Genomic DNA, 24887 nt, shown 5'->3' with positions numbered 1-24887 from the left:
GCGCTCTACCGAGCGCCCAAATTTTTTGCGTTTTCGTACGGATGGGATCCTTACGTTTAAAAACGACGCAATCTCATTCCTCAGGATTTGTTGATGTACTCAATACAAATGATGAAACAAATAATTTAATTTTTTCATATTTTTTAAATATATAAACTATTGGACTTCAGTACCCGCCATCTTCGTTTACCCAAATATTAGGGATAACCCACTCCCCTAGATTTTAAAGAAATATGATAAAATTACCATCTTTGATATTCATTCTCATTTTGAGGAGATGAACTAAGATGAACTCCGCCTACCGGGTTATCTTCAGCAAAGCGCGAAACGCGCTGATGGTTGTAAATGAACTGAGCAGTTCCATACAAAAAGGCGGTGGATGTAAAACGGTTGAATCTGCCTCTGAACCGAAAATGAACGTTGTGCTCGCCGGCGCCGTTCTCGCTACGATCGGCGGCGTCTCTGCAGCGCAAGCGGCGGCGGCCGATCTTGAAACCGTCGTTCTTGAAGGGCATCAGAATGTAGTCCTTCAGGTAGCAACCGGTGGAAGCAACCTCTACGGCGGCAACTACCTCTATGAAAACAAACATATCTACTCAACCAACCAGATATTCAGCGGCAATCAGCTTCGCGCGGAAAATCAATATCAGTTTGATGCACAGGGCGGCGCGTTTTATCTTTCTTCCAACGGCAAGACAGAACATGAAAACACGCGCCACAACTTTACTAGCGTCACCTTCGCCGATAACCTCGTATTGACGACCTCAAATCAAGCGGACAGAGCCAGCGCATACGGCGGAGCCTTGATGATCAAGGGCGGCGAAACGACATTTAGGAATACCGTTTTTACCGGCAATACGGCTCATGCTTCCAGCGCAGACAAAAACACCAGTAATTCTTCCGCGTACGGCGGCGGTTCTGCGGCTGGCGGCGCAATCTTTGTCGACTCCACTAGAAGCACCTATAACTACAAAGCGACGCTGACTTTCTCTGCAACAGAAAATGGGCTCGTCAGCAGCGGCAATACGGTTAAAAGCGGCCTCAGCCATCCCTTCACGGACGGCTACACAACCAAAATTCCCACGGCCGGCGGCTTCCTTTTCATGGACCGCGATGTCACGGCCAATTTTGACATCGCTGAGGGCGTGACCTATACCATCGGTACTCGCGACGCCTGGAAGACCGATAAGAACATGGACAGCATCGCGAGTTCGGTCTACTTAAAAACTGCCGGGCACGCCAACAACGTCATCAACAAAGTCGGCGCAGGCACGCTCCTCATGCACGGCCGCATGAGCGACTATTTCGGCACTGTCAATGTTAACGCCGGCACCTTCCAGGTGACTTCCGACTGGGCCATTGCCAATACGGTAACAGTCGATGGCGGCGTTCTCGCGCTTGAGAACTTCAGCTTCACGACGGTGAAGGAAGCGGCTCAATATGACGGATCTGCGGGGGGAAGCAACGACGACGTTGTTAATGACAGCGGAAGCATTGTTTTCGGCGGCAACGGCGGACAGGTGCTGATCACGGGCAAGGATTTCGACCTCAGCAAGGTCACGCTCGCCTCCAACGCGCTTGTCACTTTCTCCGGGCAAACTTTCGACACTCAGACGGCAGAAAATCAGTCTCTGATTGCCTTCCCTACTGCGAATCTTCAGGGCGGCACGGTTGAGCTTCAGGGCGTCAGCATTTCCAATCAGAAGAGCGTCCGAGGCGCGGGCGTATTCCTTGACGGCGGAGCCGGCCAGAACGGCAGCTCGCTGGTTGTGACTGATTCCACGTTTGAGAAGAACACGGCAACCCAGCGCGGCGGCGCAATCGAAGTCAACAATCGAGATTGGGAGCTTTCCAATAAAGAGACGGTCACCATCAGAGATTCCGTCTTCAGCGAAAACGCTGCAGAGTCGACGACAGACTATGCGGGCGGCGCGCTCTTCATCCGAGGCTCGGACACGGTGATTGAGAACACAGTTTTCCGCGGAAATTCCGTCAAAACTTCTGCCGGCTATGCTGAAGGCGGCGGCGCGGTTTACGTCCAGGGCTGGGGACTGAATAAGACCTTCACCCAGACAGGCGGCGCTTACGAAGGCAACAGCGTTGTAGCTACGGGCGATCTCTCCAAGCTGACGCAGCAATCGCTTGGCGGCGCGGCCATCACCGTCAAGGGCGTTGAGGCTACATTTACCGACGTTCTCTTCACGAATAACGTCGTGGACTACTCCGGCACGAACGGCAAGGCCGCAGCGACCGGAGGCGCGATCGCGGCGGACTACAGCACCGGTTCGGTTGTCTCCGCCGAGAAGAAGGGAATGGCTGCTTCCGTCAGGATTGTCGCCACACAGGACATGGCCTACACGGGAAACACCATCAAGTCTGCTCAGGCGGAAGATCCGCTTTTCCAGAATTACGGCTATGTGAGCCCGATGGCTGCGGGCGGCTTCCTGATGCTGCAGCGCGGGTCCACGGCCGAATTTGATGTGAGCGCCGGAAAGACGCTCACGCTCGGAGCCGCTGGCAGCAGCGACGCGAATGCCGACTCGATTGCGAGCGACCTGCCCTCTACTGCGAGCTTCAATACCCAGGACGGCGTTTCCACGCTCACGAAAGCGGGAGACGGCACGCTTCTCATCAACTCCTCGCTCAACAAGTATTTCGGCACAACGGCCGTGACCGCCGGCACCATGCAGGTGGCATCCGCCTGGACTGCGGGCAACGCCATCACGGTATCCGGAGGCACGCTCGCCGCGGATTCCCTGACCCTGACTTCACTTGCCGCCGCATTTGACGCGCAGACGAAGGATGGCGCTTCAGATGCTCTTCACAAGGGCATCAAGGATACGAAGGCATCTCTCGTCGTCAGTAAGGGCGCACTTGCCCGCATTGACTCCCTGACGCTCACAAACAGCACCAAAGCCACCATCTCCGGCACGGCGGACATCAAATCGGTGTCCGTTGTCGGCACCGGATCCGATTTCAAACTCGATAACGGCACGCTCCGCACCCAGACAGGAACAATCTTCACGACGACCGACATGACGGCTTTGAAGAGCGGCTTCACCTTCGCGGGCGGCGTGGTCGAGCTTACGGATCCGTCACTTGAAACCTATACGGTCTCTCAGCTCAATGCCTGGCAGAAGGTTCTGAATTCTGGCGCAGATACCTTCAGTACAAAACTCTCCCTCGTCGGATCAACACTCGTCCTCGACAATGACGACAAGATTGACATCGACGACGTCGTTGACGGGAACCTCGCGGTTACCGGCCAGATCGTCGAAGCCAAGGTGGACAACCCCGGCACCAATACGGCGATCATTCAGTCGGGCAAGACGGATAAGGATGCCATCGTGAAGGGCATCTCCACTGAAGCTGAAAAAGTCGTTCTCACCGGCAACGGCACGGAAAGCACCAGCGTGAAGCTCACGTTTGCGGGCGATACCGCTGCCGGAGCCGACATCGATCTGATCGAGGGCGAGAACATCAAGTCCGTTGTGATTCAAAAGGACGCCACGCTTGCGCTCGGCAGCGCCGACGATGCGCACGGACGCCTCAATGCCGACACTACGGTTGAAGCGGGCGGCGAACTTCTTCTCCAGAAAGGCAGCTTCACTGCCGGAGACATCAGTGTTGAGAAGTCAGGCACTGCGTCTGTCGCCCAGGGGGCGCTCAGCGCAGAAAAGGTCACGCTCAACGGCGACCTTGTGATTGCCGATCAGGCGGCAGCCACCTTCGAAGCGGATGAACTCGTCGGCACGGGCAATGTGCGGGTCGGCGCGGATGTCGCCGGCGCTGCGGGCCTTCTTGAAGTTGCGACGCTCGGCATGACGGGCGGCACGATCTTCCTCGACCCTGCATGGCTCGATGATGCGGAGTACGGCTCCGGATCAGTGCTCGTCGTCAAAAATCTTGAGAAGAATACGCTCGGTGCAAAGCTCCTCGTCGGTCAGAACTCCATGGCAGTTATCGGAGCCGAGAAGAGTGCGGCGGTCGCCTACGCGGCTGAAACCGGCAAAGCCTACGGCAAGGACGGCATCACTGCGGTTCTTCATGTTGCGAGCCCCGTCAAGGTAACGGGTGCCATTGCCGTCGACGGCGCTCAGACGACTCAAAAGGGCTTCGACTTCAGCCAGCTCGCTGCAGGCACCGTCACCCTTGCGGCCAATTCGCTCACAATCATCGATACCGCTGCGATCGGTCAGAGTGCCGTTTTCGATGCCTCGGCCGTAACGGTTGACGAAAATGCCTTCGTTTACCTCACGAACGTGCAGAAAACCGGCGCGTCCTATCAGATCGCCACGGGCGAGCTCACCGCGGACGCCGACAGCTTCTTCACGAAGAACAAGTTCGTGACCTTCACGGTCGACTCCGGTAAGGGAACGGTTACTGCGAACGCCCTCGCGCTCGCGGATCCCGCGAGCACCGGGAGCAGGATCATTTCGGGGCTCTATGAGCAGGGCATGAGCGCCTTTACGGCGGGCTTCCTTGATCGGATCGGCTCAGATGACCGCCTCTCCACGGTTGATGGCGACGGCTACCATCTGACTGCTGCAGGTGAGGATGCCGTTCAGGAATTCGCGAATGCGGCCGTCACGTCCGGCATCTACAACGTTCTTTATGATGCGCAGGCGGAATTCACGGATTCGCTTGCCCGCCGCATGCTTGAAAAAGCACCGCGCGAGGGCTTCAGCGTCTGGGCAGATGTCTATGCTTCCCGCACGAAGGCTGACACGCTCTACGGCAGCTCCGGTTACAGCGCCGACATCTACGGGGGCGTCCTCGGCGGCGATTATGCCGCCGCGAGCGGCACCCGTTTCGGTGCGGCCCTTACGGTCGGAACTGCGGATGCGGAAGCTGAGGACTCGGTCTTCTCGCAGAAGAATGACGCCGACTTCTGGGGCCTTGCCGCCTACGCCGCCCATGATTTTGGGAAGCTGAGCCTCAAGGCGGATGCCGGCTATCTTGCCTCTACGAATGATCTCAAGGGCGCTTACGCTCATGAGAAGGTTGATGCTTCTGCTTATACCTTCGGCGTTCGGGCGGATTACCTCGCATACGATGCCGGCATTCAGGTAGTCCCCTACATCGGCCTTCGCTATTCGCGGATCTCCTCGGATGATCTTGAGGATCGCGACACGAACGACGTGAATCTCGTTGAATCGCCGGTCGGCTTTGCCGTCAGCACGAACTTCAGCGCTGAAGGCTGGACTGTTGCGCCGAGGTTCGATCTCTCGGTCGTCCCGCAGCTCGGCGACAAGGAAGTTGATGCGACCATTGCAGGCGTGAATGTCGCTTCGAACATGATCGACGATGCGCTCGGCCGCGCTCAGTTCGGCGTTTCCGCCGTGAGCGGCAATTTGTCCCTGGGCCTCGACTACCGTTTCGGCTTCGGTGCGGAAGACCGCGGAAATCATGCGCTCAAGGCAAGCGTTCGCTATGCCTTCTGATCATGTGATCAGAGCCTAAAGAAAGCTGACGAAATCAGCTGAACCTTCGGGGGTGTTCCCAATCGGGACGCCCCCATTTTTTATGTGCCGAACTTCAGTTCCGGCATCGGCAAATGCGAAGATCGGTACGACTCGGGTTAAGATGCCGCATCTCTACTGAAGAATATGGTTTATTCGACATAATCGAAGGTATAAGCACCCATGAAGTTTCAATGCATCGACCACGTCGTCCTCACGACCCGAAATCTCGACAAGTGTCTCGCTTTCTACCGGGACCTTCTCGGCATCCCGTGCTCCGAGAGTAACGGCCGCTGGACCATCCATCTCGGCGACTCCGCCATCAAGATTCATTGCCGCCCGGGCGAATTCCTGCCTGCCGCCGGCGTCCCGACGTCCGGATCGCTCGACATCTGTCTCAGGCTGAGAGAAAACGAATTTCCGGCAAGTATGGCTCTTGAGATTGCGAGAAATGAGATTGCCCGTGCCGGCTAGGAGATTGAATGCGACATCGGCGAACGCACAGGCGCAAACGGCCCGATGGAAAGCTTCTACGTCCGCGATCCCGACGGGAACCTCGTCGAGATCATGAGCTGCGGCTTCGATTGATCCTACGGTTCCTCAAGTCCATGCAACAGGGCGGGAAGACCGGCAAACGATCTTCCCGCCCTGTTTTTTCCGAACGGACCCTCGTCACTTCCGAAGCCTTTGGGGAGCTTCAGAGAATTGACAGAGAAAACCCGTTATTTCTTCCAGCCGAAGAATTCCGTCACGGTCTCCCAGGCAACGCGCTGCAGGAATGCGGCGTCCTTGTCGGAGAGCGGCTTCTCGCACCCGCCATTGAATTTCGCGCCTTCGGGAGAGGACTTTGTGAGCGTGGCAAAGAGCACTGCGCCCTCAAGGTAGCTCCCCGCAGCAGTCGGATGGCGATTATCCGCGACCGTCATGCCGAGGTCCGGGCGTTCGCGAAGCGCTCTTGCAAAGGCGAGGCCCACCGGGACCACCATGGCGTGATTGGCATTGGCCACCTTCGTCGTCGCGTCGGCGAGCGCCTTCGTCATTTCGGGCTTGTCCTTGTAGGCCCAGGTCATCATGAAGAGCGGCTCAGCACCGGTCGCGCGGATGTCCTTCGAATGGATGGCGGCATACTTTTCGAAGAACTTCTTGAGTTCCGGATGCACCGGGCCCTGGCTGTTGTCCTGAAGAACCACCGCATCAAAGACTTTCCCGTCCTTGTACTTATGGAAGACCAGGCGGTTGCTGCCGTCGTTAAGCGTGGAATAGCTGCTCAAGCCATTGGGACGCAGATAGCTCTTCACGTCATGCCAGTCGAGACCAGCTCCCCCGATCGTCGCCATCGTTGCTGAGAGCTTCGCGTTCTTCGCTTTGGCAAAACCGGAGAGGTATCCGTTAACACCGCAGTTGTAGTACATGAAGGAATTGCCGACCAGGAGCACGCGCTCGGGCGCTGCCTTGAGGTCCGTGACAAGGGGCTTCACCGTGTAGTCGGCTGCAAAGGCGGCGCTTGCCATCGTGAAAGCCGCTGCAGCGGCGAAAAGCGCCGTCATCTTTTTGAAGTGCATTTTCATCTCCTTTTTGCCGGATGGTTCCGAACCCATCCGAAAAAGTCTTCCAATGGAAGAAGATTGTGGTCCGGTTAAGCCTACCGCTTCTCCCTCAAGCCGTCATACCTATTCCAGGGAATGCCGGCATGCAGATCGAGCAAAGTTAGTTTGCGCGGACTCTGGTTGACATCTTCATGAAATGGAGATTCAGAATTTCTTGTTTACTCTTAAGATGCGCCGATCAAATAGAAGCGAGCCTTCCGATCTGCCCGAGCTGCGCCTTCAGGTCGCAGCTCGGCTCCATGCGGACAAACTCGGTCAAGGGATCCGCTTCCCGGCTTCGAAGCAGCTGGTCATGACGGCCTTTGAGGCGAAGCCCCATGTGCCAGCCCGAGATGCCTGCACGATGGAAACTGAGTTCGATCCCGTCTTCCTTCTTTTGCGTTTTGGCGACGCTGAAGACTTTTGAGAAGCGCACGGCAATGGAAGCCGCGAGGCGCTCGATCGCCGCGCCCTCTTCCCCAGCGCCTTTCCCGGCTTCTCCCCTGCCTTCTTCTGCAAGGAGATAAAGCGCCTCAACCCTGCCATCCGTCGCGGACACTGCGGTGGAGAGCCAGAAACCGCTCAAAAAGCAACGAAGACTTCTGACGGCCGCATCGCCCTCCGCTCTCGGAACCTGAGGCCGGAGCGAAAAAGTCCAGATCGCGTCGCGGACTTCCTCCGGGAGAAGCTTTTGCTTCAACCCTTCATCCCGAATGGCGCGCTTCACCGCCTCAAGCAGGAGCTCGCCCGAAAGATCCGGAGAATGCTCTTTCAACGCTCCGGCGATCGCAAGCAGTCTTTCGTAGAAGACTTCTTTGCCGGGAGCCGGCTTCACCGACAATCTGAGCGCTTCCGCCCTGCCGGATTGAATCACCATCCGCAGATAGGTCGCCGCGATGACGCGCGCGACGGAGGGCTCGTCTCCGGTGCTGAACGGCTCTGGAGCCTGATGCGTCCCGGGAATTGCCGAAAGGATCCCGGCCCACACTTTCCTGACGCCGGAGATCAGCGCCTTCATGCTGCCGGGCGTACGGGAGCCCGCAATCTCGTTGGGGAAGAGCCAGAGAAGCGAAAGAAGCTGATCGTCTTCCGGGTGATTGTGTTCAGCAAGATCTGCCGCCGCTCTGAGCGCGATATCCAGCGTGAGGAGCTCTCCGACGCTACTCTTCCCCGGGAGATGTTTTGCTGCCGCAGCGAGCGCCTCGCCGAAAGTGATTTCAGAGACAGAGCTCTTGGAAGTGATCTGATCCTTCATGTCCTTCTCTCAAAACATTTTTCGAAGCCGAACTTCCGAAGCGCCGATGCGCAGCGGGAAAACCGTCCGGCTTCCTTCTATGGTTATCGTAGAGAATGAAGCGTCAGATTATGTCGTTCAGAAGGTCTCGACCTTCATCTCCATTTTTGAGAGCTTGTGCCAGGAGACAAGTTCGCGCTTCAGGGGCCACCAGTTGAAGAGGAGCTCCTCAACAGGCTTCCAGAGCGCCACCCAGCCGATCACGAGAAGGCCCTCACGGAAGGAACTCATGAGCGAATGAACTTCTTCGGGCGCGAGATAGGTTCTCAGCAGCGTGCAGGCAAGCATGAAGGCAAAGCCGAACCCGAACATCTTCCAGGCATCCTGGAAATGCTCATGAAGGCGCTCCGCGATTCTTTTCTCCCGCGCGAGGAAATAGCCCTTGAGCGTCAGATCAACGCTCGTACGCATGTAGGGCTCGACTTCTCGGAGCGCCTCTTCGGGAAGCCGGACGATGAGCCGGAATTCACGGCACGCTTTCTGGTGCTTTTTGATCGTGCTCGTGAAGAAATCAAGCACGTCGCTGTCGAGCGCCACGTATTCGCTCGGAACCGGCACATCGGTATCAAAAAGCTGCTCGACTTTCGTGAGGACGAGGATGATCGTGCAGACGCCGTCCTTGACTTCGGTCCTCGACCAATCTCTCGGCGCTGCAGGGAATTCTTCTGATGGCGCTGCCGACATTTCCGCTCCTCCCGAGGCTCTTCTCTGAGTACTGGCAAAAATCTGCTCTTCCCTAGAAATTATGCGGGATCCCGGCTTGAAAACGGTCATCGCCATTCGAATTGGAAATGCGTACAATCGATGTGCTTTTTTGTTCCGGCGCAAATTTACCGCGGAGTTTGTCTGTCATGAGTCTCGAAAAGGTTTCCTACCTCATCACTGCCATAGAGGCAGGAAGTTTTTCGCTTGCGGCAGAAAAGCTCGGCATGACGCAGTCGGGCCTCAACCGCCAGATCACGTCGTTAGAGGATGAGCTCAAAACAACGCTTCTTCTTCGCGGCCGCAGAGGCGTCGTCCCCGCCAAGGGAGCGGAGCCCGTTATTGCGCGCCTGAGAGAGCTTCTTCTAGCAGAAAAGCGCGTTCATGAGGAAATTGCTGCCGTGAAGGGCCTCGTCATGGGCGAACTCACGATCGGGAGCTACTTCAGCATCTCGACCACGTGGCTCCCGCCGCTTCTCAAGCACTTCTCCGACGCCTATCCGGCGATTACGCTCTCCACCGTTGAAGGCACCGACCAGGAACTTGTCACGCGCTTGAAGGACGGCACCCTCGACTGCGCTTTTCTCTCGCAGCATTCCTATGACGGGGACTTCTTCCCGCTGATGGAAACGGAATTCGTCGCCTGGCTTCCGCCGGGACATCCTCTTGCAAGCCGCGATACGGTGACGGCCGAAGACATCACGAAAGAGCCCTTCATCTATCCGCGCGTGCATCACAACACCGACATCGACGACTTCTTCACGCGTCACAGAACGGCTCCCAAAACGCACCTCATCACCAACGACCCCTATTCCGCCTACGCGATGGTGAATGCGGGGCTCGGCGTTTCAGTCAACAACCGCCTCCAGAGCATCAACCTCAAGGGCAATGTGGTTCTGAAGCCCTTCTCGCCCCAGGAGCGCGTGACGCTCGGCATTGCACTCCCGTCGCTCTCCACGGCCTCGCCCGCCCTCATGCGGCTCGTGGCAATGGCGAGAAGCATGGCCAAGGACTTTTCGACCGGTCCCTTTGCGGAGGCGCTGCCGTCCGCCTGAGGCTTGGTGAACCTCAAGTCCCCGAACGCAAAACGGCGCGGAACTCCGTTGATGCCGGAGCTTCGCGCCGCTTTCCCTTTTGAGGAGCTTCTCCCCGGGAGGAGAGAAGCTTCCCCTCTGGGTGCTATCAGCCGAGGATTTCCTTCACAGCGTTCGTCCAGACGGCGAGGCCCTGATCCAGCGCCTTTTCGTCAATGTCGAACTTCGAGGTGTGGTGGCCGGACGGACGGTTCGCACCGATCACGAAGAGCGCAGCCTTGCCGCCGTGCGCCTGAACGCGGCGCGCGAGGATGGTGGCGTCTTCGGAACCGCCGAAGTTCATCGGGTCCTTGCGGACGGTCATGCCTTCAACGGCTTCGCCCGCCTTCGTGAGGACGTCGACGAGCTCTTCGTCGTTCGTGAGGTCGACGGCTTCGCCCATCTTCTCAATCTTGTATTCGCAGCCCTGGCTGATCGCGCAGCCCTTGATGATGGCAACGGCCGCGTCGTACATGTACTGATTGATGTCGCCCGTTTCGCCGCGGACTTCCATCTTCATGAGGGCATGGGACGGAATCACGTTGCGGCCTTCGCCGGCGATGAGCTGGCCCACGTTGATGCGGGTCATGCCGGAGCCGTGGCGGGCAATGCCGAGAAGCTGCACGAACGCGTTGCAGGCGGCGGCCATGGCGTTGCGGCCGGCATTGGGTTCGACGCCCGCGTGAGCCGGACGGCCCGTGTAGGTGACGTCGAGCTTCGTCGTGCAGAGGAAGCCGTAGGGCTTGACGGAGAGTTCGCCCGTCTTGCACATCATGGCGATGTGAGCGCCCAGGAAATAGTCCGCATCGTCGACGATGCCGGAGGCGGCCATGCCGGCAGCGCCGCGCACGCCTTCTTCAGCCGGCTGGAAGAGAATCTTGAGCTTGCCCTTCATCTCGTCCTTGTGGTCGGCAAACCAGTGCGCGACGGCAAGGCCCGTGGAGGTATGGGCGTCGTGGCCGCAGGCATGCATGAGGCCCGGACGGGTCGAGCAGAAGCCTTCCTTCGCGGGGATATGGTCGGCATCCGTCGATTCGGTCACCGGCACGCAGTCGATGTCGAAGCGGATCGCGAGCGTGGGACCGGGGCGGCCCGTATCCATCACGCCGACGCAGCCCGTGAGGCCGTCCATTTCCTTCAGCAGCTCTTCGGAAACGCCGTTCTTGCGGGCGTAGGCGAGGCCCGCTTCCACCACCTTCTGGCTGCGGCCGAGGCAGTTGTCGGGGTTGATTACCTTCTTGCCCATCAGAACTTCATAGCCGAGCTTGCGCAGCTTCTCGACGATGTATGCCGTCGTCGTGAATTCGCTCCAGCCCTCTTCAGGCATGGTGTGAAGGTGACGACGGGTGCTGATGAGTTCGTCGTGATACTTGCAAAGGCAGGACATCCTTTTTGCTCCTTTTAATTTGACGCCGTTGAGCGGGGTCTGGGAAATGGAGGACCCCGGCGCGATGCCTGAAGGGCGTAAAACCGAATCAAGATGCGCTCTGCATGCATCGGGAGCATTCAAAGTAAACCTGACCGATCCGCCGCTCAAAGATCGCGCGAGGATCTCTTTTCATACCTCTACTATATGCCCCAACCGACATTGATTGAGCAACTAATTCAACACGCTCATGCATGATGAAATCATCACGATTTGAAAAGACTCCTGCCCCGCTCGCAGCGGCATTCGGTTTTTCCTGATGCATGTGGGAAGCGGCATTCTTCCTTTACAATTCAGGCATTCTTTTCCGTGACGAATTGCTCACGAATATTCGTTCGTATTCATCTCTATCAGGGATTGTTCCAATGCCGCAGCACCGGTTTGATCTTGAAGTCTGGAAGCTTCTCTTTGAAGTGCTCCGCGAGGGCGCGATTTCCCGCGTAGCGATCAGAAACGGCATGGACCGGGCGCAGCTCTCGCGCATCATTGCCGGGCTCGAGGAGGAAGTCGGAAGGCCCCTTCTCTCTCGATCAGGCCGCCGCATCACGCCCACGCAGTTTGCACTTGAAGCCCAGGCGTCGCTTGAGCCCCTTCTCAAGCAGTTTGAGGACCGTCTAGGGAAATTGGCCCGCAATCAGGATTCGCTCTCGGGGAGCATCCGGCTCGGCTGCATGCCGGGCTTCATGCAGCACGAGATCGTCCCGATGCTCGTCGACTTTCAGAAGTTCTGCCCCGAGGTATCTTTCGACGTAACCGTGGACGACGCGTCCGCGGGCTACATGAAGGGCGACTGCGACGTGATGCTCTACTACGGGCCCGTGAGAAAGAAGTGGCTTGTAGAACACTGGGTGTCGCGCTCTCTCTTCGTCGCCTGCGCCTCGCCCGAATATCTCAGCGAACGGGGCTTCCCCAGAAAACCCGCGGACCTCTCCTCGCACTCGGGCATCCTCTTCACGGGCGACTGCCGCGAACACCCGGCGATTCTCCAGCTCGGCCGCGACGAGGTCTCCTACCGCTTCAAGTCCGAAATCCGCTTCAACAACATCCTTTCGGCCAAGGCTGCCGCCATTGCAGGGGCAGGCATCATTCTCGACCTCCCGGCGCACCACTGCTTTGCAGACATCGTGAAGGGCGACCTGGTGCCGGTATTGGACGGCTGGCACGTCCCGAACCTTGAAAACTACATCGGCACCACGACGGAAGCCGCGGGCTTGAAGCGCGTGCGCACCTTCGTCGACTGGTACATTGAACGCCGCCGGCAGATCGAGGGCGAGCAGAATCAGCGGCTTCAGAAGGAATACCATGTGCTCGTATCCTGACGCAGCCTGGCTGGGTCGACAGACAAGCTGCTGCCGCTTCCGGCTTTTACCGCCGGCTTTTTCCGATGTCCTCCATCATTTCTGAAGACCATCATCATGACGCTCGCCTCCGTTCAGAAAGCGCTCGAACCGATCGGGCTCCTCGACCGGATCGTCTTCTTTGAAAAGGACGCCACTCCGACCGTCGCCGACGCCGCGCGGCTTCTCGGATGCGAGCCGAGGCTCATCGCCAAAACCATGGCTGTAAAGCTCCATACCGGGCCGGCGCTCATCGTGCTCGCGGGGAACGCCCGGGTTGACGGCAGGAAATTCCGCATGCGCTTCCAGGAAAGCATGAAATTCATTCCTTCGGAAAAGCTCCTCGAAATGACCGGACACGGTCCGGGCAGCATGACGCCGATCGGCGCAAAGACGGGCGTTCCGATCTATTTCGACGAGTCCCTCAGGTCGCTCCCCGAACTCTATCCCGCGGGCGGAACGGCAGAGACCGTGGTGCGCCTCACGCTCCCAGAGCTCGAGAAGGCAGCGCCGCCCGACGAGTGGGTGGATCTCGCCCGTGAAGACGAATAGTTCTTTTCCAGAAGGACGAAGTTCACGGGCCGAAGCCTCCGCTTCCGGACGCTTTCTTGATCCGGAGCGTAATACCTCTCGGGAAGCGTTCGCATGAGCATGCCGGCTGCGGTATGTTTCGAGGAACACTTCTATTCTTCCGGACCTCTACGATGCAGAAACGCACGCTCCTCAAGCTTTTCGCCCTTGGCTCCGCCGCCGCGGGCCTTGCCGCCTTCTCTCCGCTCACGGCAGCGGCCGATTCAAAGCCTCTTCTCGTTGCCGGCATGGATGCGGCCTATCCGCCCTTCGGCTCCCGCGATTCCGCGACGGGCCAGTATGTGGGCTTCGACGTCGACGTGATCCGCGCGATCGGGAAAGCTGAAGGCTTCAATGTCGAAGTGCGCAACATTGCGTTTGACGGCCTCATTCCGGCTTTGAAGACCGGAAACATCGACATCGCGATCAACGACATCACGATTACGCCGGAGCGCGCGAAGAGCGTCGACTTCTCGGACCGCTACTACATTGCGGGCCTGGGCGTGGTGGTCAACATCGACAACACGACGATCCGCACGGCCAGGGACCTTGAAGGAAAGCTCCTCGCCGTCTCCATCGGCTCCACGGGCGAAGAAGCCGCGAGAAAGATCCCGAACGCCCGCGTCCGGGTCTTCAACCAATTGAACGAATGCTTCCTTGAATTGAGAAACAAGGGCGTCGACGCCGTCATCAACGACATCCCGACGAACGACTACTACGCAGCCGTTGCGGGGAAGGGCCGCGTCCTCTCGCTCCCCGTTGCGCTCACAGAAGAGAATCTCGGCATTGCGGTCAAAAAGGGCAATACCGAGCTCCTGAAGCGCATCAACTCGGGCCTCAGCGCCATCAAGGCGTCGGGCGAATTCTCGAAGATCTATCAGAAGTGGTTCGGGAAAGAGCCGCCCGCAGCGCTTCTCTCGCGTTGAGCGCCGCTTTCGGGCGACGCCCGGGGAAGCAGTCGCTTAATCCGGATCGACCGATATAAGCACTTCTCTTTACTCTCAGGCCGCTATCCCGGGCGGCTTCATCTGATAAGGTTAGAGATACGAACGATAGAGGTGCGGTTGCGAGAAGCTTCGGAGGAGCCGGCAGGCAGAGATCCCGAAGCGAGGCAAAACCGCCGAATCTGCGGCTTTTCCCGGCAGGGACCGCAGGTGGGTCCGCAGGAGATACCTGCGGGACTGTCTGCCAATCGGTGGGAATCGGCTTCATTAAGAGACGAATGAAGCATCCCGGCAGTTGCGCTATCTTTCCGGTCAATCTGCGGCATTAAGCGCTCTGCCTGCTTTGCCGCTTTGCGCCAGAAAGGCTCTTGCAACCTTGCTGGCGCTTTTCTTTTATGCGCCGCGGGGGAGCCCGAGTTTTCATTCCCAGCGCCGCTCTCCCCGGGTCGCTTCCGCCCTTTCAGGCACAATAGCTCCCTCACGGTCGTACCGGACCAGACCCTCAACCCTTCAGAGCGAAATCCATCATGTCCAGAATCCCCGTACGCGGCTCCCTCGTTGCTCTCGTCACACCCTTCAATGACGACGGTTCCGTCAACTTTGAAAAGTTGGGCGAACTCATCGACTTTCACCTCGAAAACGAAACCGATGCGCTCGTCATCCTCGGCACGACCGGCGAATCCTCCACCATGTCGCACGAAGAGGACAACGCCGTCTGCGAGTACACGGTGAAGCGCGTCGCGGGCCGCATTCCGGTGATCTGCGGCTCGGGCTCTAACGACACCCGCACGATGCTTGAGAAGTCGCTCGCCTTCGAGCGCCTCGGAGCCGACGGCCTCCTCATCATCACGCCCTACTACAACAAGGCGAACGAGGAAGGCATCTACCGCCACTTCGCGACGGTCGCCGATGCGGTGAAGATTCCCTGCATTCTCTACAACGTCCCGGGCCGCACGGGCTGCTCGATTTCGGAAGCCAACGTGGCGCGCCTCTCGAAGCACCCCAACATCATCGGCATCAAGGAAGCGAGCGGCAACATTTCCTATGCCGCGAAGATTGCCCGCTACCTCTCCGACGACTTCGTCATGTATTCGGGCAACGACGACATGATCGTTCCGATGCTCGCGCTCGGCGCCTCGGGCGTCATTTCGGTGCTCGCGAACGTCGCTCCGAGAGAAACCCACCGCATGGTGATGGACTTCCTCGAAGGGCGCGTGAAGGAATCGCGCGACCTGCAGCTGAAGCTCCTCGAAGTCACGAACGACCTCTTCATCGAAGTCAACCCCATCCCCGTGAAGGAAGCCCTCAATCTGATGGGCAAGCACGTCGGCGGCTACCGCCTCCCCCTCTGCCCGATGACGGAAGCCCACCGCGAGACGCTGCGCCGCTCGATGGCGGCTGCGGGCCTCATCTGAGCTTCAGATTTGGACACACACATCCAGGAAAAAGGATTCACCATGAAAATCGCGCTCGTCGGCATGGGCCGAATGGGAAAAATGATCGCCTCCTGCGCCGAAGAGCGCGGTATTGAAGTCGCAGGCGCCTACCTCGCCGGGAATATTGATGAACTCGCGAACCTCGGCCGGGTCGACGCGCTCATTGACTTCTCCTCCCCCGCGGCGCTCCCTCAGGTCGCGGCCTACATCCGCAGGACGGGCGCAGCGCTCGTCTGCGGCACTACCGGCTACAGCGCTGAAGAGGCCGCCGAAATCCGCTCCCTCGCAGAGTGCGCTCCCGTGATTCTTTCAGCCAACTATTCGGTGGGCGTAGCGGTCCTCAAGCACCTCTCGGCTGAAGCCGCGAAGCTCCTCGGGGACGACTTCGACATCGAAATCGTCGAAACCCATCACCGCATGAAGGCCGATGCCCCGAGCGGAACGGCGAAGCTCCTCCTCCGGGCCATCGACCCGGAAGGCAAGCGCCGCACGGTCTACGGCCGCGAGGGCATGATGAAGCGCGAGGGGAACGAAATCGGCGTCCATGCCGTAAGAGGCGGCACCGTTGCCGGCGTCCATACGGTTTCCTTCTTCGGACCCGACGAGGAGCTCTCCCTCACCCACCGTGCGGAATCCCGCCGCATCTTCGCGCTCGGCGCCATCAAGGCGGGCGAGCGGCTGAAGGACCGGGCGCCCGGCTGGTACACCATGGATGACCTGCTTTTCTCCTGAGAGAAATACCGAACGCTCACAGTCCCAGGACAAAATCAAACTTTTACGCAACCCGATTCCAAGAGGAAATTTACCCAAATGATGAACGCCCAGGAAATCATTCACTACATCGCCACGGCTGAGAAGAAGACCCCCGTGAAGATCACGATCCGCGAAAAGGCTCCGATCGACTACGGCACGGCCCAGGTCTTCGGCGCGGGCGACAAGGTGGTCTTCGGCGACTGGAAGGTTCTCGGTCCCATCCTTGAAGCGAACAAGGACAAGATCGACGACATGGTCATTGAAAACGACTGCCGCAATTCGGCCATTCCCCTTCTTGACCTCAAGAACATCAACGCCCGCATCGAGCCGGGCGCGGTGATCCGCGACCAGGTCACGATCGGCGACGGCGCGGTCGTCATGATGGGCGCCATCATCAATATCGGCGCCGTGATCGGCGAAGGCACCATGATCGACATGGGCGTCGTCATGGGCGGCCGCGCGACGGTGGGCAAGCACTGCCACATCGGCGCTGGCGCCGTGCTCGCGGGCGTGGTCGAGCCCGCTTCCGCTAAGCCCGTCATTATTGAAGACAACTGCTTCGTGGGCGCGAACGCCGTCGTGATCGAAGGCATCCACGTGGGCGAAGGCGCGGTCGTCGCCGCCGGTTCCGTCGTCATCAATGACGTTCCGGCGGGCGCCGTTGTCGCGGGCGTTCCCGCGCGCATCATCAAGACGAAGAAGGATGAGCGCACGACCCAGAAGACCGTGCTTGAAGACGCACTCCGCACCCTCTGATACGCATTCACCCCCGATTGAATGCCGTCATTTCCGGCCCGGAGAAGCTTTCCCCGGGCCGGATCCGTATTCTCCTACTCTCCCTCTGCCCTTTTCAGCCATGCTCGAGCGTCTTACCCGCTACCGCCGCGATCTTCACCGCATCCCCGAACTCGACCTCGATCTTCCCGAAACGACTGCCTACATCCGCAGCGTGCTCGCGAACCTTCCCTGCGAGGTCTTCTCGCCCGAAGGCCATGCGGTCTGCGCCTATTTCGACTGCGGGAAGCCCGAGACCGTGGCCTTCCGCTCCGACATGGATGCGCTCCCCATCTGCGAAGCCGTGGATTCGGACTTCAAGTCCACGCATCCCGGGAAAATGCATGCCTGCGGCCACGACGGCCACATGGCGATGGCGCTCGGGCTCGCCGAGGTTGTGGCAGGGCTCAAATCAAAGCTCACGAAGAACGTTCTCATCGTCTTCCAGCCGGCAGAAGAGACCACCGGCGGCGCGCGCCTCATCTGCGAATCGGGGGTCTTTAAGGATAAGAACGCGACGGCGATCTACGGGTTCCACCTCTGGCCCGATCTCCCGATGGGCGTCGTGGCGTCCCTTCCCGGTCCGCTTCTCGCGCAGTCAAACGAAATCACGGTCGACTTTACGGGGAAAAGCACGCACATTGCAAAGTCCGAGGACGGCGCGGATGCGCTTCTCGCCATGGCGCGCTTTGTCGTTGAAGCCGACCAGATGCTCTCGCGCCTCAAATCCGAAGTCGACCCGGCGTCCACGCTCAAATTCGGCCGCGTCACTGCCGGCACCGTGAGAAACGCCATTGCCGCAGCCGGGCACCTCGAAGGGTCGCTCCGCGTCTTCAGCAGCGAAGCCTTCAATTACGCCTGGGACCATCTCCACGAAATCGCCGACCGCATCAGCAAGGATCTTTCCGTCGGGATCCGCATCACGAAATCCGACGGCTATCCGCCCGTCATCAACGATCGAAATCTTTTCGAAGATGCCGAAAAGCGCATCCCGGAACTCCAGAAGCTCCCCAAGCCCCTTCTCATTGCTGAAGACTTCGCCTTCTACCAGAAGACGCTCCCGGGACTCTTCATGCTCCTCGGCACGGGCACGGGAATTCCGCTTCATTCCGACCGTTTCAACTTTGACGAACGCGTGCTAGAGCGCGGAGTCGAGATTTATACGAAGCTGCTGCCGCTTGAGTAAGGAGGCTGCCCAAACGCGTCCGGAGCGGAAGCGTTCCTACTCCGGACGAAGTTTTTCAAAGCTTTCTGCGCGCTCTTCCTCAAGCCATTCCGATCCTGCAGAAACGCCGCGCATCTTCTGCAAACACGATGCCGAAACGGACCAAATCACGGCCCGGAATGTTATTGCCGTAATCGCGCTCCTGAATCTGGGTCAAAGCCCGCTCGAGCGCCTTTTCGCCCTCTGCGGCATTCCTGACGTGCTTGACTTCGAAAACTACATCAAGCTGACGAAGAGAGATCTCGAGATCGCTCCGCCCACGCGGCGAGTGCGTTTCGATCCGGGTCTTCAGACCGCCGCCCAGACAGAAAATCTGCAGCAGCTGCCGTACGGCGCTTTCCGTTGTAAGCGTGAAGTTCTGATAGTCGAGATGATGCACAATGGAATTAAGCACCGAAAGAACCTTTTGAGGATCTTTTTCGACAAGCGCGCTGCAGAAAGCTGAGGTCAACTCATTACGTTCAAAGTCGGAAGGCCAGAACGTCGTCTTGAGGAGCATTCCGAGCGACTGCCTCACCTCTTCGTTGGGGAAGCCCAGGGCTATCATCCCGTCCGGCGAGGCATCCTTGATCGTCAGGTAGCCGGTATGCGCCAGAATCTGTGTGTCATCCAAAGTCGCGACATGACTCGATGATCTCAATGACGCAATCGTGGTATAGATCGGCCGATCGAACTTAGCGGGATCAAAAAGCTGATGCGTCCGGAAATAGTTGCGCAGAAGTGCCGAGGTACCGCTTCCGGATTGAAACCAGTAGTTGTCGTAGCCCTCTTCCGGATATGAGAGGAAATTCAGCACTGACCAAGGTGCATAGACATGCGTTTTACCGCTTGAGTCAAAGCAAAAGCCATCATATTGAACCTTCAATCGCTTCAGAACACTTTCATAGGCTTCACCTCTTACGGCAGCGGCATGTTCAATCCAGGGACCGAATGAACCTTTTATTTCTGCTTCGGTGAAGCCCAGCAATCCGCCATAGAGCGCCATGAAAGAGATGTCGCGAATGTCATTGAAGTTCGAGAACAAAGCAGCCTGCTGGAACCGCATGATCCCGGTAATGAAGACAAAACGGAAGCGTCCGGAGTACGTTTTCAAAGCGCCGAAAAAATTCGAAATTACATTCCGTATTTTCTCAAACAGATCCGGGTGATGAAGTTTTTCCGTCAGCGGCGCATCGTATTCATCAACAAGCAGGACAAGGGAATCCTCCTTGAGGGAAGCAAGAAACTTCTCCCAGCGCAGCACGGGATCCAGACGCACTGTTTCAGGCACATCAAAGCCCGCCTCAGCAATATTGAGCACCAGACGGTCGTCCAAAGCCTGAAGGAATCCTTCAATACTGTCATTGCCCATGAGGCGCGAAAAATCGAGCTTCATGACCTTGTACGTGCGGTCGTCCCAGGTTTTCTCAATCTTGAGTCCCGAAAACTTCTCCAGGCCGTTCGCAAAAAGTTCCGAGAGCGTCGAAACCAGCAGCGATTTGCCGAAGCGCCGGGGACGCGCAAGGAAGACGAGTTTCGACCTCGCAATCATCGACTGAAGCAGATCGGTCTTGTCCACGTAAAGGTAGTCCTTCGCCGGATTACGAAGATAGGAAAAATCGGAAACACTTAACGGCAACTGCTTCATATCGGACCTGGCGATTTCTGACTAATTTGCTCTGAACTCAATCTTATCGTTTCTACTGCGTCATGTTCGTTTTCCACGAAAACACAAAAGCACCCGGATCGGAAAACTTTCCCGTTCCAGACAATCTTATTATCGATGAATCCTCAGCTCGCCCGATTACGGTAGAAACTGATCAGGAAGCGCCGCCCGCGTTGAGGAAAGCGCTGAACTCCGGTCTCAATTTCCCAGCGATCCGAATCGATCGGTTTAAGGTTGGCCACTTACCTCACAGCGGCTCCATGTCCTTCCTCAGCACAGCAAGATAGTCTTCAAAGGCAAACACCCGTCCTCTCGACCGCCCTGACACTTCCTTCAGGATGCCGGCTTCGCAGAAGAGCTTTACGTATTTGGAGGTTGTCGGGAAGCTCCAGCCCAGATCCGAAGCGGTTCGCTTGATCTCAATGATCGGAGCTCCCTCAAGGTAGCTCAGGAACGCTTCCAGCTTGGCGCGTGCGCTGGTTCCGCGGACACCCGACAGGATTCGTTCGCGGGAAGCCGCGGCGAGTGCCGAGAGCTTCTCAATGCTTTCTATCGCATCCTGAGCCGCCTCTCCGGCTGCCCGAAGGAAAAATTTCACCCAGGCCTCGTACGTACCATTCTCGCGAACTGATGTCAGGTGCTCGTAATACTGAGTGCGGTGTATTTTAAGGAAATACGAAATGTATACGTAAGGTGCATCGATGACCTGCTGATCCATGAGAAAGAGGAGGATAAGAAGGCGCCCGACGCGGCCGTTGCCGTCGAGAAAAGGATGAATCGTCTCAAACTGATAATGTATGAGTGAGGCGCGAATGAGCGGATCCAAATCATCCGGGGCGTGCAGGTACAACTCGAGGGCATTGAGCGCCTCCATCATGTCTTCCGGATTAGGAGGCACATAGGAAGCCTCTCGCAGGGAACATCCTGTCGGTCCGATCCAGTTCTGGGAATGCCGGAATTCTCCGGGAGATTTGTCCTTGCCTCTCGAATGCCCGAGAAGAACCTTATGCGATTCCCGGAGCAGACGGAGACTTAAGGGAAGCCCATGGACGTCCTGAAGCTGCCTTACGGCAAAGAGGACGGCCTGCACATTGTCGACGGCATCGAGAATGTCGCGATTGCAGGTATGGTCAACCATGGGGTCGAGGATATCGTCGAGCGTAGCCTGCGTGCCTTCGATCTGAGAAGAAAAGAGCGCCTCCTTGCGCACGTACATGGCAAGGAACATCTGCATATTAGGAATATGCCGCGCAGCTCCCTTGAGATACGCGAGTTTTGTTTTCGCCTCAAGAAGCAGTCCGTTCAGTTCTTCATCCGGTTCTATGGAAGGCTTCGGCGGGAGTGAAGCCGGCACGAACGAACCGTAACTCTGGGCTCCGGCAAGGTTCTGCCGAATAAATCCGGATCTCGGATTGTTGCTGATCACAGTAACTCAACCTTTAAGAAATTTTAATAAGCCTGGCGCAACTTAAAGAATTTGATTCATTTCTTTAATTATAGTGTTGAATGCTGTTCAATTATTAAAATTTTAAACTCATATCTTTAATATTATGACTCGCAGATAAAGATGCGGCTCCTGCTACATCCTGAATCACGAGTGGTGCGCTTCCAACCCGCGTCGGACACCCGACTCAAAAGCGGCGAAGGTTCCTGCCGACGACCTCTGATCTGGCAAGCGCGGACGCAGAAAAAGAGTGATGTGTCGCCGGTTATGGCTGCGGGACATTCTTTGGGTACCAGGTACCTGCCAGACAGATAGCAGGTAGGTGGCAGGTAACTGCGTATTTTTGGGCAAAATAACAGGTTACCTGCCAGCTGCCGACTATGTGGCTGGCAGGTTGAGTAGTTTCCGACTATTCCTGCCAAAGCCGCGTTCATAAACGAGCAAAAAGACTCGCTTCAGGGCGCTTTCCTCACCTCCGACCCTGGAAGCCGCAGAAGAAGACAAGCCTTGAGGCGGCACGAACCGGTCTGCTGATGAAAGCGCCGGTTCGGGATCCTCGCAGGGGAAAATTTTGATTCGGCGCGGCGCGCTCCCAAATAAACGCAAAAGCGCGCCGTTCCACGCACTATTCTGCATTCTGCTTCATACCTAAAGATTTAAACGCCGGGCATTATTAATAATCTATTTAAAGAATAAAAGGATATTTTGATCTTCAAGAACTACGTATCTATCTAGTAAACAAGTAGTAATAATGACAATACGGGTTAATACCAATTCTTCTGAAAATCCATTCCATTGACGGATTCAATCTGTAAACGGCACTTCATAGACTGTCCGGAAATCAAACGCGCAAGCATCCTGCATGCGCCGCAACGTTTAAAGCATTTTCGGAGAAATCATGGAGTCGATACTCCCGGTTTTTGCGGGTCTCTTTCCGCTCGCGGTAATGACCCTCCTGATCCTCAGGTACAAAGTGCCCATCTACCTTTCGATCCTGATCACGCTCGTGATCGTTCTTGGGATCGCGGGGTGGTACCTCGGCACTCCCGCAGGAACGCTTGAAAGAAGCGTCTCCTACGGCGTCATCAAGGGCTTCTGGCCCATCGTCCTCGTCATCTTCGCGGCGATCTTCGCCTACAACGTGATGCTGCGCACCGGCGCCATCAGCGTGATCGAGAAGAGCCTCTCGGCGGTTACCGACGACCGCCGCATCCAGATTCTTCTCATCTCCTGGTGCTTCGGGGGCTTCCTCGAAGGCGCGGCGGGCTTCAGCGTTTCTGTTGCTATCCCCATGGGGATTCTCCTCGCGCTCGGGTTCGAGCCCATGCGCGCGGCCGTGGCGACGCTCATCGCCGACACGGTCACGACCGCCTTCGGCGCGGCCGGGATCCCGATGATCATGCTCGCGGACCTCACGAGCCTCTCCGTCACGGACCTCTCCTCGACGGTGATTCTTCAGCTCGCGGTCTTCAATTTCCTGCTTCCCGTCGCGATGGTCTCGATCGTCGGAGGCGGCCTCGGCGCGGTGAAGGGCATCCTCTCGCTCCTCATCGGCATCGGCATCACGACCACCATCCCGCAGTACCTGACGGCGCGCCTTCTCGGGCCGCAGCTCGTCGCCTTCGCGGGGAGCCTCACGAGCCTCGTCTATCTTCTTCTCTGGCTCCGCATCTTCGAGCACAAGACCCCCGGCGAACACCGCCGGTTCGGGAAGGAAAAGGAGGCGACGCATGAGCTCGGGTTCCTGCGTGCAGGAAGCATCTACCTTGTGATGTTCGTCCTCATCCTCGCCGCGAGCCCGCTTTTCCCGAAGATTTCGGGCGAACTTGCCGCCGTCGCGACGCCCATCCGCTTCGTGCTCGATGACGGGCGCGTGCTCACGGCGAAGATCGACTGGATTGCGACGCCGGGCGTCCTCATCCTGATCTCCACGATTCTGGGCGGCCTCATTCAGGGCGCGGGTCCCGGCATCATGGGTGAAGCGTTCGCGCGCACCGCGAAGCAGCTCGCGCCTGCCGGGGTCGCCATCTGCGGAATCGTCGCCATGGCAACCGTCATGGACGTGAGCGGCCTCATTGAGAAAACCGCGGAGCCATTGATTAAAGCCGCCGGCGACCGCTTCGCCTGGATTTCGCCCCTCTTCGGGATGCTCGGCACCTTCGTAACGGGGAGCGTCGTCAATTCGAACGTCCTCTTCGGGAAGCTCCAGCTTCTCGCCGCGCACGAAGCCGGCATGAGCTCTGTCTGGTTTGCCGCCGCCAATGCCGCGGGCGCCACCGTCGGAAAGATGGTCGCGCCGCAGAGCATCGCGATTGCCGCATCCGCCTCGGCGGTGCTTGCCCAGAGCTCCTCAAAGATGCTTTCCGGAACGCTCCGCTATGCCGTCGCAGGCGCAGTGATTCTCGCCGCCATTACCGGTCTCTTTGCCTTCTGAATTCCTTCTTTCCCCATTCAAATTCCCCAAGGATCCCAAAAATGAAAGTCAATTTCTTCTGCACCTGCATCGGAGACGCGGTGAAGTCCCGCGCTGCCGCCGCTTCGGTTCTCCTTCTTGAGAAGCTCGGCTGCGAAATCGTCTTCCCGAAGCGCCAGAGCTGCTGCGGCCAGCCCGCTATCAACAGCGGCTGGATTCGCGAGGCGATCCCCGGCATGAAGAACAACATCGTGACCTTTGAAGAGAACGACTACCCCATCGTCTCTCCGGCCGGCTCCTGCACCTACACGGTGAAGACCTACGCCAAGTATTTCCGCGAATTCCTCCCCGAGGAGCCCGAATGGGCCGAGCGCGCGGAAAAAGTTGCCGCCCGCATTCACGACCTCACGGGCTTCATCGTGAATGAACTCGGCATCACCGATGTCGGCGCCCGGCTCCCCGGGCGCGCCGTCTACCACCCGTCCTGCTCGCTCTTCAGAAAGCTCGGCATCCGCGAGGAGCCTCTGAAGCTCCTCAAGAACGTGAAGGACCTCGAGCTTCTTCCCTTCCCCGGCCAGGAAATCTGCTGCGGCTTCGGCGGCACCTTCGCCGTCAAGATGTCCGAGATCTCGGGTGCACTCGTCTCGGAAAAGGTCGAGCACATGCAGACCCAGTACCCGGACTACGTGATCGGAGCGGATTCGAGCTGCCTCCTCAACATCGGCGGCCGCATTGCGCGCGAGAAGCTCCCCATCCGCGTCATGCACATCGCTGAAGTGCTCATGTCCCGCTGATCCCCCTGC

Annotated in this window: 18 protein-coding genes, 1 pseudogene and 1 riboswitch; of the genes and pseudogenes, 13 read left to right on the top strand and 6 right to left on the bottom strand. The window is 57.9% G+C overall.

Translation table 11 applies throughout. From position 1 onward, the window contains the following. Window positions 1-287: 287 nt before the first annotated feature. From Q0106_RS11855 to Q0106_RS02465, 3 genes and pseudogenes are all read left to right on the top strand, one after another. Window positions 288-386: pseudogene (locus Q0106_RS11855) on the top strand (ESPR-type extended signal peptide-containing protein); the annotation flags it as partial. A gap of 27 nt (window positions 387-413) precedes the next feature. Next, entirely contained in the window at window positions 414-5444 is a 5031-nt protein-coding gene (locus tag Q0106_RS02470) for an autotransporter domain-containing protein (protein ID WP_297608426.1), read from the top strand. Window positions 5445-5645: 201 nt separating this feature from the next. After that, a complete protein-coding gene (locus Q0106_RS02465; protein WP_297608424.1) occupies window positions 5646-5936 on the top strand; it encodes a VOC family protein in 291 nt (96 codons plus the stop codon). A gap of 248 nt (window positions 5937-6184) precedes the next feature. On the opposite strand, the gene Q0106_RS02460 is transcribed toward Q0106_RS02465, so the two are convergent. The 3 genes from Q0106_RS02460 to Q0106_RS02450 all read right to left on the bottom strand — a co-directional run bounded on the left by Q0106_RS02460 (window position 6185) and on the right by Q0106_RS02450 (window position 9026). Further along, the gene (locus Q0106_RS02460) at window positions 6185-7024 is read right to left on the bottom strand and encodes a DUF4886 domain-containing protein (protein WP_297608421.1); all 840 of its coding nucleotides are present in this window, start codon (window positions 7022-7024) and stop codon (window positions 6185-6187) included. A 223-nt stretch (window positions 7025-7247) separates the two neighbouring features. Then, window positions 7248-8303: a hypothetical protein gene (locus tag Q0106_RS02455; RefSeq protein WP_297608418.1), complete on the bottom strand. Its 1056-nt coding sequence runs from the start codon at window positions 8301-8303 to the stop codon at window positions 7248-7250. A 117-nt stretch (window positions 8304-8420) separates the two neighbouring features. Next, window positions 8421-9026 (bottom strand): hypothetical protein, encoded by a 606-nt coding sequence (locus Q0106_RS02450; RefSeq protein WP_297608415.1) that lies wholly within the window; start codon window positions 9024-9026, stop codon window positions 8421-8423. 167 nt (window positions 9027-9193) lie between these two features. Here Q0106_RS02450 and Q0106_RS02445 point away from each other — a divergent pair, with 167 nt between their 5' ends. Then, window positions 9194-10099 (top strand): LysR family transcriptional regulator, encoded by a 906-nt coding sequence (locus tag Q0106_RS02445; RefSeq protein WP_297608413.1) that lies wholly within the window; start codon window positions 9194-9196, stop codon window positions 10097-10099. A gap of 127 nt (window positions 10100-10226) precedes the next feature. Here the strand turns inward: Q0106_RS02445 and Q0106_RS02440 are convergent, their stop codons facing one another. After that, entirely contained in the window at window positions 10227-11504 is a 1278-nt protein-coding gene (locus tag Q0106_RS02440; protein ID WP_152158668.1) for an amidohydrolase, read from the bottom strand. 404 nt (window positions 11505-11908) lie between these two features. Here Q0106_RS02440 and Q0106_RS02435 point away from each other — a divergent pair, with 404 nt between their 5' ends. From Q0106_RS02435 to Q0106_RS02405, 7 genes are all read left to right on the top strand, one after another. Continuing rightward, complete coding sequence (locus Q0106_RS02435; protein WP_297608410.1) at window positions 11909-12862, top strand: LysR family transcriptional regulator; 954 nt, start codon at window positions 11909-11911, stop codon at window positions 12860-12862. A gap of 96 nt (window positions 12863-12958) precedes the next feature. Then, on the top strand, window positions 12959-13432 hold the full coding sequence (locus tag Q0106_RS02430) for a YbaK/EbsC family protein (RefSeq protein WP_297608407.1): 474 nt from the start codon (window positions 12959-12961) through the stop codon (window positions 13430-13432). A gap of 152 nt (window positions 13433-13584) precedes the next feature. Continuing rightward, window positions 13585-14376, top strand: a complete 792-nt coding sequence (locus Q0106_RS02425) for a basic amino acid ABC transporter substrate-binding protein (protein WP_297608404.1) — start codon at window positions 13585-13587, stop codon at window positions 14374-14376. A 119-nt stretch (window positions 14377-14495) separates the two neighbouring features. Continuing rightward, window positions 14496-14705, top strand: a riboswitch (Lysine riboswitch). A gap of 216 nt (window positions 14706-14921) precedes the next feature. Next, complete coding sequence (gene dapA / locus Q0106_RS02420; protein ID WP_297608401.1) at window positions 14922-15809, top strand: 4-hydroxy-tetrahydrodipicolinate synthase; 888 nt, start codon at window positions 14922-14924, stop codon at window positions 15807-15809. A gap of 42 nt (window positions 15810-15851) precedes the next feature. Beyond that, entirely contained in the window at window positions 15852-16562 is a 711-nt protein-coding gene (gene dapB, locus Q0106_RS02415; protein WP_297608398.1) for a 4-hydroxy-tetrahydrodipicolinate reductase, read from the top strand. 78 nt (window positions 16563-16640) lie between these two features. Next, window positions 16641-17339: a 2,3,4,5-tetrahydropyridine-2,6-dicarboxylate N-acetyltransferase gene (gene dapD / locus Q0106_RS02410; protein ID WP_297608395.1), complete on the top strand. Its 699-nt coding sequence runs from the start codon at window positions 16641-16643 to the stop codon at window positions 17337-17339. Window positions 17340-17439: 100 nt separating this feature from the next. Continuing rightward, complete coding sequence (locus tag Q0106_RS02405; RefSeq protein WP_297608392.1) at window positions 17440-18543, top strand: amidohydrolase; 1104 nt, start codon at window positions 17440-17442, stop codon at window positions 18541-18543. Window positions 18544-18622: 79 nt separating this feature from the next. Here Q0106_RS02405 and Q0106_RS02400 read toward each other — a convergent pair whose 3' ends face one another. Then, on the bottom strand, window positions 18623-20209 hold the full coding sequence (locus Q0106_RS02400) for an AAA family ATPase (RefSeq protein ID WP_297608389.1): 1587 nt from the start codon (window positions 20207-20209) through the stop codon (window positions 18623-18625). Window positions 20210-20474: 265 nt separating this feature from the next. Next, window positions 20475-21653 carry a Fic family protein gene (locus Q0106_RS02395; RefSeq protein ID WP_297608386.1) on the bottom strand — a complete coding sequence of 393 codons (1179 nt, stop codon included), beginning with the start codon at window positions 21651-21653 and terminating at the stop codon, window positions 20475-20477. 916 nt (window positions 21654-22569) lie between these two features. Here Q0106_RS02395 and Q0106_RS02390 point away from each other — a divergent pair. Beyond that, window positions 22570-24105: an L-lactate permease gene (locus Q0106_RS02390; protein ID WP_297608383.1), complete on the top strand. Its 1536-nt coding sequence runs from the start codon at window positions 22570-22572 to the stop codon at window positions 24103-24105. Between the two features lie 41 nt (window positions 24106-24146). Then, entirely contained in the window at window positions 24147-24878 is a 732-nt protein-coding gene (locus Q0106_RS02385; RefSeq protein WP_297608380.1) for a (Fe-S)-binding protein, read from the top strand. Window positions 24879-24887 lie beyond the last annotated feature (9 nt).

The sequence above is a fragment of the uncultured Sutterella sp. genome (assembly GCF_937923675.1).
Lineage (GTDB): Bacteria > Pseudomonadota > Gammaproteobacteria > Burkholderiales > Burkholderiaceae_F > Sutterella.
This window is presented reverse-complemented; position numbering and strand designations above follow the sequence as displayed.